16 protein-coding genes are annotated in these 15,099 nt (G+C 71.9%); 8 read left to right on the forward strand and 8 right to left on the reverse strand.

Annotation, left to right across the window (positions count from 1 at the left end):
- Positions 1-121: 121 nt before the first annotated feature.
- The 4 genes from K4G64_RS06575 to K4G64_RS06590 all read right to left on the reverse strand — a co-directional run bounded on the left by K4G64_RS06575 (position 122) and on the right by K4G64_RS06590 (position 6,173).
- On the reverse strand, positions 122-1,099 hold the full coding sequence (locus tag K4G64_RS06575) for an acyl-ACP desaturase (RefSeq protein ID WP_221755070.1): 978 nt from the start codon (positions 1,097-1,099) through the stop codon (positions 122-124).
- Positions 1,100-1,290: 191 nt separating this feature from the next.
- Positions 1,291-2,067: a dimethylargininase gene (gene ddaH, locus K4G64_RS06580; protein ID WP_221755071.1), complete on the reverse strand. Its 777-nt coding sequence runs from the start codon at positions 2,065-2,067 to the stop codon at positions 1,291-1,293.
- Positions 2,068-2,260: 193 nt separating this feature from the next.
- Positions 2,261-4,537 carry an excinuclease ABC subunit UvrA gene (locus tag K4G64_RS06585; protein WP_221755072.1) on the reverse strand — a complete coding sequence of 759 codons (2,277 nt, stop codon included), beginning with the start codon at positions 4,535-4,537 and terminating at the stop codon, positions 2,261-2,263.
- 10 nt (positions 4,538-4,547) lie between these two features.
- Complete coding sequence (locus K4G64_RS06590) at positions 4,548-6,173, reverse strand: ABC-F family ATP-binding cassette domain-containing protein (RefSeq protein ID WP_221755073.1); 1,626 nt, start codon at positions 6,171-6,173, stop codon at positions 4,548-4,550.
- 310 nt (positions 6,174-6,483) lie between these two features.
- Between K4G64_RS06590 and K4G64_RS06595 the strand changes: the two genes are divergently transcribed.
- On the forward strand, positions 6,484-7,128 hold the full coding sequence (locus tag K4G64_RS06595; protein WP_221755074.1) for a GPP34 family phosphoprotein: 645 nt from the start codon (positions 6,484-6,486) through the stop codon (positions 7,126-7,128).
- A 66-nt stretch (positions 7,129-7,194) separates the two neighbouring features.
- Here K4G64_RS06595 and K4G64_RS06600 read toward each other — a convergent pair whose 3' ends face one another.
- Positions 7,195-7,611, reverse strand: a complete 417-nt coding sequence (locus K4G64_RS06600; protein WP_221755075.1) for an SsgA family sporulation/cell division regulator — start codon at positions 7,609-7,611, stop codon at positions 7,195-7,197.
- Positions 7,612-7,916: 305 nt separating this feature from the next.
- Here K4G64_RS06600 and K4G64_RS06605 point away from each other — a divergent pair, with 305 nt between their 5' ends.
- Entirely contained in the window at positions 7,917-8,963 is a 1,047-nt protein-coding gene (locus K4G64_RS06605) for an oxidoreductase (RefSeq protein WP_221755076.1), read from the forward strand.
- Positions 8,964-9,033: 70 nt separating this feature from the next.
- On the forward strand, positions 9,034-9,357 hold the full coding sequence (locus tag K4G64_RS06610) for a plasmid stabilization protein (protein ID WP_221755077.1): 324 nt from the start codon (positions 9,034-9,036) through the stop codon (positions 9,355-9,357).
- 10 nt (positions 9,358-9,367) lie between these two features.
- On the opposite strand, the gene K4G64_RS06615 is transcribed toward K4G64_RS06610, so the two are convergent.
- Positions 9,368-9,661: a YciI family protein gene (locus K4G64_RS06615; RefSeq protein ID WP_221755078.1), complete on the reverse strand. Its 294-nt coding sequence runs from the start codon at positions 9,659-9,661 to the stop codon at positions 9,368-9,370.
- Positions 9,662-9,724: 63 nt separating this feature from the next.
- On the opposite strand from K4G64_RS06615, the gene K4G64_RS06620 reads away from it, so the two are divergent.
- Positions 9,725-10,417, forward strand: a complete 693-nt coding sequence (locus K4G64_RS06620; protein WP_221755079.1) for an endonuclease V — start codon at positions 9,725-9,727, stop codon at positions 10,415-10,417.
- Here K4G64_RS06620 and K4G64_RS06625 read toward each other — a convergent pair.
- Positions 10,405-10,599 (reverse strand): hypothetical protein, encoded by a 195-nt coding sequence (locus K4G64_RS06625; protein WP_221755080.1) that lies wholly within the window; start codon positions 10,597-10,599, stop codon positions 10,405-10,407. The genes K4G64_RS06620 and K4G64_RS06625 overlap by 13 nt on opposite strands.
- A 178-nt stretch (positions 10,600-10,777) precedes the next feature.
- Here K4G64_RS06625 and mmpA point away from each other — a divergent pair, with 178 nt between their 5' ends.
- Positions 10,778-10,924: a morphogenic membrane protein MmpA gene (gene mmpA, locus K4G64_RS06630; RefSeq protein WP_221755081.1), complete on the forward strand. Its 147-nt coding sequence runs from the start codon at positions 10,778-10,780 to the stop codon at positions 10,922-10,924.
- Positions 10,925-10,937: 13 nt separating this feature from the next.
- Here the strand turns inward: mmpA and K4G64_RS06635 are convergent, their stop codons facing one another.
- Positions 10,938-12,116, reverse strand: a complete 1,179-nt coding sequence (locus K4G64_RS06635; protein WP_221755082.1) for a trans-acting enoyl reductase family protein — start codon at positions 12,114-12,116, stop codon at positions 10,938-10,940.
- A 91-nt stretch (positions 12,117-12,207) separates the two neighbouring features.
- On the opposite strand from K4G64_RS06635, the gene K4G64_RS06640 reads away from it, so the two are divergent.
- The 3 genes from K4G64_RS06640 to K4G64_RS06650 all read left to right on the forward strand — a co-directional run bounded on the left by K4G64_RS06640 (position 12,208) and on the right by K4G64_RS06650 (position 15,068).
- Positions 12,208-12,588 (forward strand): MmcQ/YjbR family DNA-binding protein, encoded by a 381-nt coding sequence (locus tag K4G64_RS06640; RefSeq protein ID WP_221755083.1) that lies wholly within the window; start codon positions 12,208-12,210, stop codon positions 12,586-12,588.
- A 108-nt stretch (positions 12,589-12,696) separates the two neighbouring features.
- Positions 12,697-13,842: a CaiB/BaiF CoA-transferase family protein gene (locus tag K4G64_RS06645; protein ID WP_221755084.1), complete on the forward strand. Its 1,146-nt coding sequence runs from the start codon at positions 12,697-12,699 to the stop codon at positions 13,840-13,842.
- 11 nt (positions 13,843-13,853) lie between these two features.
- Positions 13,854-15,068, forward strand: coding sequence for an acetyl-CoA C-acetyltransferase (locus tag K4G64_RS06650; protein WP_221755085.1), 1,215 nt, complete (start codon positions 13,854-13,856; stop codon positions 15,066-15,068).
- Positions 15,069-15,099: the final 31 nt, after the last annotated feature.

A 15,099-nucleotide genomic window follows, 5' to 3' on the forward strand; every position in this document is an offset into this window, starting at 1 on the left:
TCGCGGGAGTGGGGCCCGTCGCGGGGGCGGGCTCGTTTCCGCGCTGCCGCTGACCGGAACGCACAGGGCCCCGGCCGCTCGTCGCGGCCGGGGCCCTGTCCCTCGTGTGTGCCGGTCGGCGTCAGGCGCCGGCCCGGGCCGCCATACGGGCCTTGCGGGCGGCCAGCTTCTCGTCGAACTTCGACGCCTCGGAGTCCAGACCGCCCATGAACAGGCCGAGCTCCTCCTGCGCCTTGCGGCCCTCGGGGCCCAGGCCGTCGATCTCCATGACCTTCAGGAAGCGCAGCACGGGCTGGAGCACGTCGTCGTGGTGGATGCGCATGTTGTAGATCTCGCCGATCGCCATCTGCGCGGCGGCCCGCTCGAAGCCGGGCATGCCGTGGCCGGGCATCCGGAAGTTCACGATGACGTCGCGCACCGCCATCATCGTCAGGTCGGGCGCCAGCTCGAAGGCCGCCTTCAGCAGGTTCCGGTAGAAGACCATGTGCAGGTTCTCGTCGGTGGCGATGCGCGCCAGCATGCGGTCGCAGACCGGGTCCCCGGACTGGTGACCGGTGTTGCGGTGCGAGACGCGGGTCGCGAGCTCCTGGAAGGCCACATAGGCGACCGAGTGCAGCATCGAGTGCCGGTGGTCGTGCTCGAAGCCCTCACTCATGTGGGCCATCCGGAACTGCTCCAGCTTGTCCGGGTCCACGGCGCGCGAGGTGAGCAGGTAGTCCCGCATCACGATGCCGTGCCGGCCCTCCTCCGCGGTCCAGCGGTGCACCCAGGTTCCCCAGGCGCCGTCGCGGCCGAACAGCGAGGCGATCTCGTGGTGGTAGCTGGGCAGGTTGTCCTCGGTGAGAAGGTTGACGACGAGCGCGATGCGTCCGATCTCGGTGACCTTGGACTGCTCCTTCTCCCAGGCCTCGCCGTCCTCGAACAGACCGGGGAAGTTGCGCCCGTCGCTCCAGGGCACGTACTCGTGCGGCATCCAGTCCTTGGCGACCTGCAGATGCCGGTTGAGTTCCTTCTCGACCACTTCCTCCAGGGCGTACAGCAGCTGGGCGTCGGTCCAGGCGCCGGCCGGGCTGCCGAGGTGGGGAGTGGTGATCGTCATGGACTCTCCAGGGGAACAAGCGTATGAGCGGTGAGCAGGTAACCTACGGCATCGTAGGCTACGTTGCCGTAAGTTACGAGGCCGTAGGTTAAGTGTGCGTAAGGCCGCTGATCAGCGAGGTCGCCCAGGTTGCGCGTCGGGCTCCCCGGATCCGCAGGTCGGGAGCCCGGACGGGGAATGCGCGCCTCCGGTCAGACGTACAGCTCCCGCAGTCGCACCGAGAGGCACGTCACACATCCCTCGAGCTTCTCGAACTCGCCGATGTCCACGACGACCGGTTCGTACCCGAGGTCGGCGAACAGCTCGGCGGTCTTCGGAGCGCTCGCGGCCATCAGCAGCTTGTCGCCGCCGAGCAGGACGACGTGCGAGCCTGCCTCCTCGGGGACCGGCAGGAAGCGCCCGAACAGCGAGGGCGTGTCCATCTTGGGGATGTGTCCGATGACCGTGCCGTCCGGCAGCGCCGTGACCGCCGACTTCAGGTGCAGCACCTTGCTCACCGGCGCGGAGACGACCCGCGCCCCGAGCGGCTCGAACGCGGCACGCAACTGCCGGACGCCGTCGGCGTTGGTGCGACCGCCCCGGCCCACGTAGACGGTGTCGCCGATCTTCAGGACGTCTCCGCCCTCCAGCGTGCCCGGGTCCCAGATCCAGTTCACCGAGCAGCCCAGACCGGCGACGGCCTCCTCGACCCCGGCGGTCTCCTCGCGCCGGGAATCCGCGCCCGGGCGCGCGATCAGGGCCACGTTCTTGTACATCACGACCGTGTCCTCGACGAACACCGAGTCCGGGCAGTCGTCGGCGGGGTCCACCTCGATGGTCTCCCAGCCGTGCGTGCGCAGGGCCTCCACGTACGCCTCCCACTGCTCGACGGCGAGGTCGACGTCGACCTTCTCCCGCTCGATGTGCGTCACCAGCCCTTCGGCGAGGCGTGGGCCGGGGCGGCGGACGAGGGCCTTCTTGCTGGGCACGAGCGTGACTCCGTATCGGATGGGACGTGTCGGGACCGCACCGGCGGAGCTCTCCGGGATCGACCGGAACCCGTCGGGCGTCGGCCGCCATCATGCAGGGCGAACGGGGGAGTGGACACCCCCCGGGGAGCGGCGGAGCGGGTTGAGGGGCTGCTCCACCATCCGCCGGTACCCCGTCAGCGTCCCCTCGAACTCAACCCGCAGACCCCACCGCCCGCCGCAGATGCTCCCCGGTGAACGAGCCCGCCGCCGCCAGGAGGTGCCGGGGCGTTCCCTCGAACACGATCCGGCCGCCGTCCCGGCCGCCGTCCGGGCCCAGGTCGATCACCCAGTCGGCCCGGGCGACCACGGAGAGGTTGTGCTCGACCACGACGACCGTGTTGCCCGCGTCGACCAGCCGGTCCAGCAGGGCGACGAGGCCCTCCACGTCCGCCATGTGCAGGCCGGTCGTCGGTTCGTCGAGCACGTAGACCGCGCCCCTGCGGTGCAGCCGCGTGGCCAGCTTGATGCGCTGCCGCTCCCCGCCGGAGAGGGTGGAGAGAGGCTGCCCGAGCGTCAGGTACGTGAGTCCGACGTCCCGCAGGGCGGTCAGCCGGCGCCGTACGCCCGGGTCGTCGAAGAAGCCGAGGGCCTGCTCGGCGGTCATCTCCAGGACGTCCGCGACAGACCTGCCCCGCACGGTCAGCCGCAGCACCTCCTCCTTGAAGCGCCGCCCCTCGCAGGCGTGGCAGGTCGTCGTCACCGGGTCCATGAAGGCGAGGTCGGTGTAGACGACGCCCCGGCCCTCACAGGTGTCGCAGGCGCCGCGGGAGTTGAAGCTGAACAGGCCCGGCTCGGTCCCCGTCCCGCGGGCGAAGACCTTCCGGACCGTGTCCATGATCCCCAGGTAGGTCGCCGGGGTGGAGCGGCCCGAGATGCCGATCGACGACTGGTCGACGACCACGGCCTGTTCGTGCGCGGCGGTGAACTCCGCTGCCAGGGTGCTCTTCCCCGACCCGGCGACCCCGGTCACGGCGGTGAGCACACCGGCCGGGAACCGTACGGTCACGTCCCGCAGGTTGTGCCGGTCGGCGCCCTTGACCCACAGCTCGCCGGTGGGCTCCCGCACCGCGTCCTTGACCGCCGTACGGGTGCGCAGGCAGCGCCCGGTGAGCGTGCCGGAGGAGGCCAGGTCCCGCGGAGTCCCCTCGAAGACCACCGTGCCGCCGCCGGCACCGGCGCCCGGCCCCATGTCGACGACGTGGTCGGCGAGCGCGATGACGTCCGGGTCGTGCTCGACGACCAGCACGGTGTTCCCCTTGTCGCGCAGCCGCAGCAGCAGGTCGCCGAGGCGGCCCACGTCCCGCGGGTGCAGTCCGACGCTCGGCTCGTCGAAGATGTACGTCATGCCGGTCAGGCTCGAGCCGAGGTGCCGCACCGTCTTCAGCCGCTGCCCCTCCCCGCCGCTGAGCGTGGCGGTCTCCCGGTCGAGGCTCAGATAGCCGAGGCCGATCGCCGTGATGCGCTCCAGGGCCGAAACGGCGGCCGAGGCGATCGGCCCGGCCACCGGGTCGTCGATCTCCTTCAGTACGGCGATCAGGTCCGTGACCTGCATGCGGACGCAGTCGGCGATCGACCGGCCGTTGATCCGGGTCGCGAGCGCCGCCGCGTTCAGCCGTGCTCCACGGCAGCCCGGGCAGGTGCCCTCCACCAGGAATGCCCGGACCAGGTCCCTGGTCTTCTGGCTCATGGCCGAAAGGTCCCGCTTCAGGTAGAGCCGCTCGAAGCGGACGGCCAGCCCCTCGTACTCGGTGGTCCAGGTGCCGCCGCTGCCGTTGACGGTGACCTTGCCGCCCGGCCGCCCACGCATCAGGAACTCCCGCTCGGCGGCCGTGAACCGCCCCACCGGCTTGTGCGGGTCGAGGTCCTCGCTGTTCGTGTACGCCTGGCCTTGCCAGGTCCCCGCGGCGAACGGCGGAAAGCGGACCGCCCCGTCCGCGAGGGAGCGGTCCGGATCCAGGATGCGGTCCCAGTCGGGCCGTACCGTCCGGCCGATGCCGTCGCACTCGGGGCACATGCCCGACGGGTCGTTGAACGAGTAGGCCGTCGCCGGTCCGGCGCTCGGGGTGCCGTGCCGGGAGAACAGCACCCGGATCACCGAGTAGACGTCCGTCATGGTGCCGACGGTCGACCGGGAGTGGCCGCCGACCTGCCGCTGGTCGACGACGATCGCCGGGGTGAGGTGCTCCAGGCCGTCCGCGTGCGGCCGTTCGAACTTGGGCAGCCGGTTGCGGACGAACCACGGATACGTCTCGTTCAGCTGGCGCTGCGACTCCACCGCGATCGTGTCGAAGACGACGGACGACTTCCCCGATCCCGAAACGCCGGTGAACACGGTCAGCCGGCCTTTCGGGATACGGAGGGTGACGTCCTTGAGGTTGTTCTCCCGTGCTCCGGTCAGGGTGATGGCATCGTGTGCGAAGTCGGTCATGCCACCGACGCTAGGAGGAAAACCCGACAGCCTCTGGCGTGATTTCCCGCAGTTCTCCCTCCTCCAGCAGCAGCCAGCGCGTGATGCCGATCGACTCCAGGAACGGCAGGTCGTGGCTGGCCACGACCAGCGCTCCCTCGTACGACTCCAGGGCCGTGGTGAGCTGCCGGACGCTCGCCATGTCGAGGTTGTTGGTCGGCTCGTCCAGCAGGAGCAGCTGCGGGGCGGGCTCGGCCAGCATCAGCGCGGCCAGCGCGGCCCGGAAACGTTCGCCGCCGGACAGCGTCGCCGCCTTCTGGTCGGCGCGGGCGCCCCGGAACAGGAAGCGCGCCAGCCGCGCCCGGATCCGGTTGTTGGTGGCGTCCGGCGCGTACCGGGCCACGTTCTCGGCGACGGACAGCTCCCCGTCGAGGACGTCGAGCCGCTGCGGCAGGAACCGCAGCGGGACGTGCGCCACCACCTCGCCCGCCTCCGGGGCGAGCTCGCCGGTGATCGTGCGCAGCAGCGTGGTCTTGCCCGCGCCGTTGCGCCCGATCAGCGCGACCCGCTCGGGCCCGCGCAGGTCGAGGCCGCCCTTCACCCGGGCGCCGCAACGGAGTCCGAGATCCTGGAGGGTGAGGACGGTCCGCCCCGGCGGCACCGCCGTGTACGGCAGGTCGACGCGGATCTCGTCGTCGTCCCGCACGGCCTCCACCGCCTCGTCGAGCCGCTCCCTGGCCTCGGCGAGCTTCTCCTCGTGCATGATGCGGTGCTTGCCCGCGGACTCCTGCGCCGCCCGCTTGCGCGCCCCCATGACGATCTTCGGCTCACGCTTCTGATCCCACATCTTCTGCCCGTACCGCTTGCGCCGGGCCAGTTTGACCTGGGCGTCGGCCAATTCGCGCTTCTGCTTGCGGAAGTCGGACTCGGCGACGCGCACCATGCGCTCGGCCGCCTCCTGCTCGATCTCCAGTGCCTCCTCGTAGTCGGAGTAGTTGCCGCCGTACCAGGTGATCCCACCGGAGCGCAGATCGGCGATCTGGTCGACGAGGTCCAGCAGTTCACGGTCGTGGCTGACGACGACCATGACGCCCGGCCAGGACTGCACGGCCGCGTACAGCCGACGGCGGGCGTACAGGTCGAGGTTGTTGGTCGGCTCGTCCAGCAGCAGCACCTCGGGCCGGCGCAGCAGCAGCGCGGCCAGCCGCAGCAGGACCGACTCGCCGCCGGACACCTCACCGATGGTGCGGTCCAACTCGACGTGCCCGAGCCCGAGTTCGCCGAGGGTGGCGAGGGCGCGCTCCTCGACGTCCCAGTCGTCGCCGACGGTCTCGAAATGCGCCTCGCGGACGTCGCCCGACTCGATGGCGTGCAGGGCGGCGCGCTGTGCGGCGATGCCGAGGGCCTCGTCGACGCGCAGGGTGGTGTCGAGCGTGACGTTCTGCGGCAGGTAGCCGACCTCGCCGGCCACGCGGACGGTGCCGTCGGCGGGGGCGAGGTCACCGCTGATCAGCTTCAACAGGGTCGATTTTCCGGACCCGTTGACGCCGACCAGGCCGGTCCGGCCGGGGCCGAACGAGACGTCCAGGCCCTCGAAGACGGGGCTGCCGTCGGGCCAGGTGAACGCAAGGGACGTGACGGTGATGGAGGTGGACATGGTGGCCTCATTCGCGGTTGCTCGAAGCGGTCAGGGGCAAACGCGTGTCGAGACACCTGCGACCAGGGGGTGAGGTTCCATGGGCACATCACGGACATGAGAAATGCCCTGCACCGGAAGGGACGGCTCGAACGCCGAGGTCGCACGCAGCGCACACCACGAAGGGGTGTGACGCGGTGTCTCAGGACCTCAGACGAGCAACGTCCTTCTCCAATCGGCGGCAACAGGGACGCTTCACACCGTAGGAGCGCCCTCTGAGCCTGTCAACGAATTAACCGGCGACTCGATCTTCCCGCCCCGAGGAGGCCCCGTGTCCAACGGTCCGCTCACGCTGTCGGCCCGGCTCTGCCTGCTGGCCTGGGAAGCCGCGGGACCGGCCGCCGGCGCCGGCGGCCACCGGCCGGCTCCGGCGCGGGCCGGTGCCCTCGTCGAGCTGGCCCGGCGTGGCCTGCTCATCGACGAGGACGGCATCGCCACGCCGGTCGACCTGGACGCGAGCGCGGGTGACGCGGTCCTCGACGGGCTGCTCGAACTCGTCCGCGAGTCGCGCCCGCACCCCTGGCGGACGTGGGTGACGCTGCGGGCACGGGTGACCTTCGACGCCGTGCGGGAGCAGCTGGTGGCCGACGGGTGGCTGCGGGCGGAGAAGAGACGGGTCCTCGGCGTGTTCCCGACCGTCGAGTACGCGCTGGAGCGGGGAGCTGTCGTGGAGGCGCTGCGGGAGGAGACACGGCGGACCCTCCACGGTGCCGTGCCGGTCGCCGGCATCCCCGAGCGGGACGCGGCGGTCGCCGTCCTCGCCGCGGCGGCGGACCTCCTCGACGAGAACACCCCTGACCGGCGCATCGAGGAGCTGACGGAACGGGCGGGCGCGTCGACGCCCGGGCTGGCGGCGATCGTGCGCCGGGTGAGCTCGGCGGTGACCGCGGGGCGTGCGGTGGCGGCGACGCCGTGAGGCCTGTCCGGGCCGGCTGAGGCAAGGGCCACACCGCCCGGCTCGGTGCGGCCCCCGGGCGTCAGCTCAGCACGCGTCCCGCATCAGCTCGGCGAGACCGTGGTCCAGATCCAGCTGGAGGTGCTCCAGACCGACGGGCACGAGTTCGCTCGTGGCCTCGAGGAACCGGCGGATCTCGCTGGAGCGGACGTGAACCACGGCGGTGCCCTCCGGGGCGTGGAACTCCAGCACCGTGCGGTCGTAGCCGTAGGGCCGCACGCGCACGTCGCCCTGCCCCTCGGCGCCCTTCTGGCCCGCGGAGAGCAGTTCGCGGGAGAAGGTCCAGCAGACCTCGACGCCCTCCAGCGTGGCCGGAGCGGGGAAGGTCATGCGGACGGCGAAAGGGTCACGCCGGTCGTAGTGGAGCGTCGCGGGAATGCTCGGCATACGCGGCGCCGCGGCGACGAGGCGGGCCTCCACGGGCTGCTCGATGACGATGGACAACGCCTTGCTCCCTTGTGACGGCTGGACGGACACTTCCGGGCGGATGAGGCCGGGCATTGGGAGAGACGACGGAATCAGCCAATCCGTGCACACGAAATGCGAGTGACCTCTGTCACCGCGTTCATGCACCGGAGTGACGTGACTCTCCTCGTGTGTCTCCAAGGGCGTATGTGGCGCCCGCCGCGCCATCCGGAGCATCCGCGAGGCCATCTGGACGGCACCCGGGGGGTGGGCTAACTTCCCCGGCCATGAGGCGCATGGGGAGCACGCGACGGACGGGACGAACACGCAGCAGGGCGACCGCCATGGCGGCCTGCGCGGCGGCACTGGCAGCCCTGACCGCCGTACCGGCGCAGGCGCATGAACGTCAGAGCCGGGTGCCGCACTGGGAACTCAAGGACACCGGCGCGCCTCAAGCACGGTTCCGGGGCCTGGCCGCCGTCAGCCGGACCACCGCCTGGGTCGCCGGCACCGGCGGCACCGTCCTGCGCACCACCGACGGCGGGGCCGCCTGGCGCGACGTGTCGCCGCCGGGCGCGGGGGAGTTGCAGTTCCGGGACGTCGAGGCGTTCGACGCGCGCCGGGCCGTGGTCCTGGCCATCGGCGAGGGCGAGGCGTCCCGCGTCTACCGCACCGACGACGGCGGAGCGACCTGGACGGAGTCCTTCCGCAACACCGACCCCAAGGCGTTCTACGACTGCCTCACCTTCTTCGACCACCGCCACGGTCTCGCGATGAGCGACCCGGTGGACGGGAAGTTCCGCATCCTGTCGACCCGTGACGGCGGCCGCAGCTGGACGCTGCTGCCGGACCGGGGCATGCCGGCCGCGCAGGAGGGCGAGGCCGGATTCGCCGCGAGCGGCCAGTGCCTGGTGACGTCCGGGCCGAAGGACGTCTGGCTCGCCACCGGCGGGGCGCAGCGCGCGCGTGTGCTGCACTCCGCCGACCGGGGACGCACCTGGACGGCCACCGACACGCCCCTCCCGGCGGGCGACCCGGCCCGGGGCGTCTTCGCGCTGGCCTTCCGCGACCGCGCCCATGGCCTCGCCGTCGGCGGCGACTTCCGCCCCGACCAGCCCTCACCGAACGCCGCCGCCCGCACCTTGGACGGCGGCCGCACCTGGCGCCCGGCCGCCACCGCCCCGCCCGCCTACCGCTCCGGCGTCGCCTGGCTCCCGCACAGCCGCACCGCGGCCCTCGCGGTCGGCCCCACCGGCACCGACCTCACCACGGACGCCGGCCGCACCTGGCGGACCGTCGACACGGGCTCCTACGACACCGTCGACTGCACCCCGGACCAGGGGTGCTGGGCCGCCGGCGAGAAGGGCCGGGTTGCCCGCCTGGAGCACTGAGCATGCAGGGTGCCCTGATCGTTGGCAGTGTGGGTACTCGTTCACTGATCGGGAAAGGAAGTGAGCGGGAATGCCACGCGGTTCGAGCTCCAAGCGGGAGCGCCAGTACGAGCACATCAAGGAAAGTGCGAAGGACCGGGGCGAGAGCACCGGCCGCGCCAAGGAGATCGCCGCGCGGACGGTGAACAAGGAACGCGCCCGCTCCGGCGAGTCGAAGACCGCCAGCCGCACCTCCACCCAGGACATGTCCTCCGGCAAGCGGGGCGGTCAGCGCTCCGGGCAGGGCTCCCAGGGACCCACCTACGACCAGCTGTACGAGGAGGCCAAGCGCAAGGGCGTCGAGGGCCGTTCCAACATGAACAAGAGCCAGTTGCAGCGCGCACTGGGCAAGTGAGGCGGACGCCTCACAGGGTCTCCCGGTAGGCCTCCAGCGCGGGCGCCGTCTTCGTCGCCGTGAACTCGGTGACGCGGTATGCGCACACGCCCGCGGTGACGAACGGGTCCTGCGCGGTGATCTCCTCGATCCATGCACGGTCCCCCGCGACGGCGATGATCACCCCGCCGTCGCGGGGGTTCTTGCGCCCGGACGCGAGGAAGACCCCCTGGCGGTACTGCTCGTCGAGCCACGCCACATGCTCTTCCAGCACGGCGTCGACGGCTTCCAGCGGGGCGGTGTACGTCAGCTCCAGCACGAACATGACCGGGAGCCTATCCCGGGGCGCCCGTCCGGCCATCGGAGGAGCCCGTAGGCTCGGGGCACCATGACGACCGTACGCATCCCCGAGGACTGGCCCGCCACCGAGGAACAGGCCCGCGCCGTCCAGGACGAACTGCGCGCACGCGTGATCCTCGGCGAACCCGGACCGCCGCCCGGGACCGGCCACGTGACGGGAGTCGACGTCGCGTACGACGACGAGCGGGACGTCGTCGCGGCGGCGGCGGTCGTGCTGGACGCGTCGAGTCTCGAGGTCGTCGCCGAGGCCACGGCCGTGGGCCGGATCTCCTTCCCCTACGTGCCCGGGCTGCTCGCCTTCCGCGAGATCCCGACGGTCCTCGCCGCACTCGACGCCCTGCCCTGCCCGCCCGGCCTGGTCGTCTGCGACGGCTACGGCCTCGCCCACCCCCGCCGCTTCGGCCTCGCCAGCCACCTCGGTGTCCTGACCGGCCTGCCCACCATCGGCGTCGCGAAGAACCCGTTCACCTTCACCCACGACGACCCGGACACCCCACGGGGCAGCACCTCCGCGCTGCTCGCCGGCTCCGAGGAGGTCGGCCGCGCTCTGCGCACCCGGGACGCCGTCAAGCCGGTCTTCGTCTCCGTCGGCCACCGGACGACGCTGGACAACGCCTGCGCGCACACCCTCGCGCTGACTCCCGATTACCGCCTCCCGGAGACCACGCGCCGGGCGGACGCGCTGTGCCGCAAGGCCCTGCGGGAGACCTACTCGGCCTGACCGTCCACCCGCCAGCGGCCCACCTCGCGGTACTCCGAGTCGTAGATCGCCGATTCGTCCCCGGGGGCGAGCACGTAGTGGCGCAGGTTGCCGGCCCAGTACCTGAGGATCCGGCCCAGCTCGCCCGCCGGGTCCTTCGTCAACGCCGCGTCGTCCAGGGAAACTTCCAGGAGGAATCTCATGCCTTCAAGGGTTTCATTGAACTCCTTCTTGGCACTTTTCGAGCGGCCACCGGGGGCGGAACGCCGAAAGTCTCAAGCCGGGGGAGGGGGAGCGGGCGGGCGGTCGGCCGGATCTGAGTACCGGCTCTGAGTACGCGTACGGATGCCCGCCCACCATCCCCGTCGGCAGGCTGGGCGCATGACAACGCACCGTGCTCCCAAGCCTGTTGCCGGCCCGACCCAGACCGTCGAGCGGGCCGTCACCATAGGGCTGATCCTCGCCGTGCTGGCCGGGCTCGGCTGGATCGCCGGGATGATCTACACCGTCGCCGAGTGGCCGCTGTAGGTCCCGGCGGGCCTCAGCGGGCCGCCGCGACGCGGAAGCGGATGCCCGCCGCGCGCAGCCGGTCGATCAGCGCGTTGCCCATCGCCACCGCCGTGGTGACCTGACCCGCCGTCTGCGGAAGGTCGTCGAAGGCCAGGCACAGCGCCGACTCGGCGAACATCTTGGCCGTCTCGTCGTAGCCGGGATCGCCGCCCGAGACCTCCGTGTACACCCGCTGACCGCCGCCTTCGCCCACGAAGCGCACGGAGAACCAGCTCTTGGCCCGCTTCTCGGGGCTCGGCCCGTCCCCGGGCTTGAGCCGGTCCGACAACCAGCGCCGCGCGGGCGGCACCTGAGCCGCCGCGACCAGCGCGCCGACCGCCGCGACCCCGCCGACCGCGACCGGCAGATGCCGGACGGCCGCGTACTGGCGGTAGCGGAAGTCGGGCCCGTAGCGGTCGAGGGCCGACGCCGAGCGCCGCACGATCTGGGGGTCGATGGTCGGCATCGGAAGCGCCCACGCGCCGACCTCCTTGGCGAACCGCGGCCCGCCGAGCGGCGCCGACGCCCGCCGGCCCACCAGCCGCGGCTCGTGCCGCCGCCGGTCCCGGGCGGCCGCCGCCATCTCCCGCTGCCGCGCGAACTGGCCGAGCGCGGAGGCGAAGGTCCCGCCCGAGAACGCCGCGTCCGCGGTGACGAAGCCCTCCACGGCCAGCGGCACGTCCTCCGGCAGCTGCTGCACGGTGAAGTACACGCCCAGGTCGTGCGGGATCGAGTCGAACCCGGCGGCGTGCACCAGCCGCGCCCCGGTCTCCCGCGCGCGGGCATCGTGCCGGACGTACATCAGATCCACGAACTCCGGCTCGCCACACAGGTCGAGGTAGTCGGTCCCGGCGTCCGCGCAGGCGGTGACCAGTTCTTCGCCGTACGTGACGTACGGGCCGACCGCCGTGGCCAGCACGCGCGTCTTCACGGCGAGGTCGCGCAGCGAGGCCGGGTCGGAGACGTCCGCCCGTTCCACCCCGACCTTCGCGTCGGCGGGCAGCCGTTCGCGCAGCCGCTCCAGCTTCCCGGCGTTGCGGCCCGCTATCGCCCAACGCAGCCCCTCGGGAGCGTGGGCGGCCAGGTACTGCGCGGTGAGCGCCCCGGCGAAACTGGTCGCTCCGAAGAGCACGATGTCGTAAGGACGGTCCGTCCTGCTTTGCCTGCTCATGACACCCCTCGGTCGTGCAGCCCGTGCCGCTGTCGGTGGCCGAGGCTAGCGTGAGGAGTGCGGAGCCCGACGACGAGCCCGGAGGACGACGATGGCCGTGCCCAGGAATGCCCTGAAGAAGTGGGAGAAAGTGCGCGCGTTCGCACTGGGGCTGCCGGACGCCGTCGAGGAGTTTCCCTGGGGCGAGTCCGTCGCCAAGGTCAACAAGAAGGTGTTCGTCTTCCTCGGCGTCCAGGACGGCAGTTACCCCGTGGGGGTGACGGTGAAGCTCAAGGACGAGACGGCGCACGCGCACGCGCTGGCCTGTCCCGGCGCCGAGCCCGCCGGATACGGCCTGGGCAAGGCGGGCTGGGTGAGCATCCCCCTGGAGCAGCAGGGCGCCCCCACCGCCGAGGTGCTCTGCGACTGGGTGGAAGAGAGCTACCGGGTGATCGCGCCCAAGCGGCTGATAGTCGTGCTGGACGGAAGCTGACCCGTCCGGCAGATTGCTAAGCGCTTGCTCGTTCAGGCCTTGTGCCGAGTGGAACACGTTCTTAGCATCACTGGTGTTACATCAGTTGTGTCACAGCATGGGGGCTGGATGACCATGGCAAGGACGCCCGGACACGGTCCGCTCGCCGGCGTGCGCGTCGTCGAGCTGGCCGGCATCGGGCCCGGCCCGTTCGCCGCCATGCTCCTGGCCGACCTCGGGGCCGATGTCGTGCGCGTGGACCGGCCCGGCGGCCCCGGACTCGCGATCGACCCGGCCTACGACGTCACCAACCGCAACAAGCGCTCGGTGGTCGTCGACCTGAAGGCCCCGGACGGCCCGGACCGGGTGCTCGACCTCGTGGCCCGCGCCGACATCCTCGTCGAGGGCTACCGCCCCGGCGTCGCGGAGCGCCTCGGCGTCGGCCCCGGGGACTGCCACGCCCGCAATCCGCGCCTCGTGTACGGCCGGATGACCGGCTGGGGCCAGGACGGCCCGCTCGCCCAGCGCGCCGGGCACGACATCGCGTACATCGCCCCCACCGGCGCCCTCGGCATGATCGGCCGCCCGGACGAACCGCCCGCGGTCCCGGCGAACCTGCTCGGTGACTACGCGGGCGGCTCCCTCTACCTCGTCGTCGGCGTCCTCGCCGCCCTGCACCACGCGCGCGCGAACGGCACCGGCCAGGTCGTCGACGCCGCCATCGTGGACGGCACCGCCCATCTCGCCACGATGATCCACGGCATGCTCGCCGCCGGTGGCTGGCAGGACCGCCGCGGCGCCAACCTCCTGGACGGCGGCTGCCCGTACTACGGCACGTACGAGACGGCCGACGGCCGGTACATGGCCGTGGGCGCTCTGGAGCCCCAGTTCTACGCGGAGTTCCTGGCCCTCCTCGGCGTCGAGGACCAGGCCGGGGCCCGCAAGGACGTCGGCCGCTGGGGTGAGCTGCGCGAGCAGGTCGCCACCCGCTTCAAGAGCCGCACCAGGGACGAATGGACGGCCGTCTTCGACGGCTCCGACGCCTGTGTGGCGCCCGTGCTGTCGCTGCGCGAGGCCCCGCACCACCCGCACCTGGCCGCCCGCGGCACCTTCACCGACCACGGCGGCATCACCCAGCCCGCCCCGGCCCCCCGCTTCTCCGCGACCCCGACCTCCGTCCGCACCGGCCCGGCGCGGCCGGGCGCCGACACGGCGGACGTCGCCCGGGACTGGGACGTCCCCGGGCTCCTCCCGTCGTCCCGAAACCCTCAGTGAAAGGCCCCCTCGTGAGCACCGAAGCGTACGTCTACGACGCGATCCGCACCCCGCGCGGCCGCGGCAAGGCCAACGGCGCCCTGCACGGCACCAAGCCCATCGACCTGGTCGTCGGACTCATCCACGAGATCCGCGCCCGGTTCCCGGACCTCGACCCGGCCGCCGTCGACGACATCGTCCTCGGCGTCGTCGGCCCGGTCGGCGACCAGGGCTCCGACATCGCCCGGATCGCCGCCATCGCCGCGGGCTTGCCCGACACGGTCGCCGGTGTGCAGGAGAACCGCTTCTGTGCCTCGGGCCTGGAGGCCGTCAACCTGGCGGCCGCCAAGGTGCGTTCCGGCTGGGAGGACCTCGTCCTCGCGGGCGGTGTGGAGTCGATGTCCCGGGTGCCGATGGCCTCCGACGGCGGCGCCTGGTTCAACGACCCGATGACCAACCTCGAGGTCAACTTCGTGCCGCAGGGCATCGGCGCCGACCTCATCGCCACCATCGAGGGCTTCTCCCGGCGCGACGTCGACGAGTACGCGGCGCTCTCCCAGGAGCGGGCCGCCTCCGCGATGAAGGACGGCCGCTTCGAAAGGTCCGTCGTCCCGGTCAAGGACCGCAGCGGCCTCGTCGTCCTCGACCACGACGAGTTCCCGCGCCCCGGCACCACCGCCGACTCCCTGGCCAAGCTCAAGCCGTCCTTCGCGGACATCGGCGAGCTCGGCGGCTTCGACGCCGTCGCCCTGCAGCAGTACCACTGGGTGGAGAAGATCGACCACGTCCACCACGCGGGCAACTCCTCCGGCATCGTCGACGGCGCCTCGCTCGTCGCGATCGGCTCCAAGGAGGTGGGCGAGCGCTACGGCCTCACGCCCCGAGCGCGGATCGTCTCCGCCGCCGTCTCCGGTTCCGAGCCGACCATCATGCTCACCGGCCCCGCCCCCGCCACCCGCAAGGCCCTCGCCAAGGCCGGACTGACCATCGACGACATCGACCTCGTCGAGATCAACGAGGCGTTCGCGGCGGTCGTGCTGCGCTTCGTGAAGGACATGGGCCTGTCCCTGGACAAGGTCAACGTCAACGGCGGCGCGATCGCGCTCGGCCACCCCCTCGGCGCCACCGGCGCGATGATCCTCGGCACCCTCGTCGACGAACTCGAGCGCCAGGACAAGCGCTACGGCCTCGCCACGCTGTGCGTCGGCGGCGGCATGGGCGTCGCCACGATCGTCGAGCGCATCTGACCCCCTCCCGACGGATCACACGGAGCACCTC

Source organism: Streptomyces sp. WAC04114, assembly GCF_019733245.1.
Lineage (GTDB): Bacteria > Actinomycetota > Actinomycetes > Streptomycetales > Streptomycetaceae > Streptomyces > Streptomyces massasporeus_A.

Excerpts from the sequence above, each read along its gene's own strand:
- K4G64_RS06635 (WP_221755082.1), bottom strand. The coding sequence starts at position 12,116 with ATGAGCAGGCAAAGCAGGACGGACCGTCCTTACGACATCGTGCTCTTC.
- K4G64_RS06590 (WP_221755073.1), bottom strand. The coding sequence starts at position 6,173 with ATGTCCACCTCCATCACCGTCACGTCCCTTGCGTTCACCTGGCCCGAC.
- K4G64_RS06610 (WP_221755077.1), top strand. The coding sequence starts at position 9,034 with ATGCCACGCGGTTCGAGCTCCAAGCGGGAGCGCCAGTACGAGCACATC.
- K4G64_RS06585 (WP_221755072.1), bottom strand. The coding sequence starts at position 4,537 with ATGACCGACTTCGCACACGATGCCATCACCCTGACCGGAGCACGGGAG.
- K4G64_RS06605 (WP_221755076.1), top strand. The coding sequence starts at position 7,917 with ATGGCGGCCTGCGCGGCGGCACTGGCAGCCCTGACCGCCGTACCGGCG.
- K4G64_RS06640 (WP_221755083.1), top strand. The coding sequence starts at position 12,208 with ATGGCCGTGCCCAGGAATGCCCTGAAGAAGTGGGAGAAAGTGCGCGCG.
- K4G64_RS06620 (WP_221755079.1), top strand. The coding sequence starts at position 9,725 with ATGACGACCGTACGCATCCCCGAGGACTGGCCCGCCACCGAGGAACAG.
- K4G64_RS06615 (WP_221755078.1), bottom strand. The coding sequence starts at position 9,661 with ATGTTCGTGCTGGAGCTGACGTACACCGCCCCGCTGGAAGCCGTCGAC.
- K4G64_RS06625 (WP_221755080.1), bottom strand. The coding sequence starts at position 10,599 with ATGAGATTCCTCCTGGAAGTTTCCCTGGACGACGCGGCGTTGACGAAG.
- mmpA (WP_221755081.1), top strand. The coding sequence starts at position 10,778 with ATGACAACGCACCGTGCTCCCAAGCCTGTTGCCGGCCCGACCCAGACC.
- K4G64_RS06575 (WP_221755070.1), bottom strand. The coding sequence starts at position 1,099 with ATGACGATCACCACTCCCCACCTCGGCAGCCCGGCCGGCGCCTGGACC.
- K4G64_RS06645 (WP_221755084.1), top strand. The coding sequence starts at position 12,697 with ATGACCATGGCAAGGACGCCCGGACACGGTCCGCTCGCCGGCGTGCGC.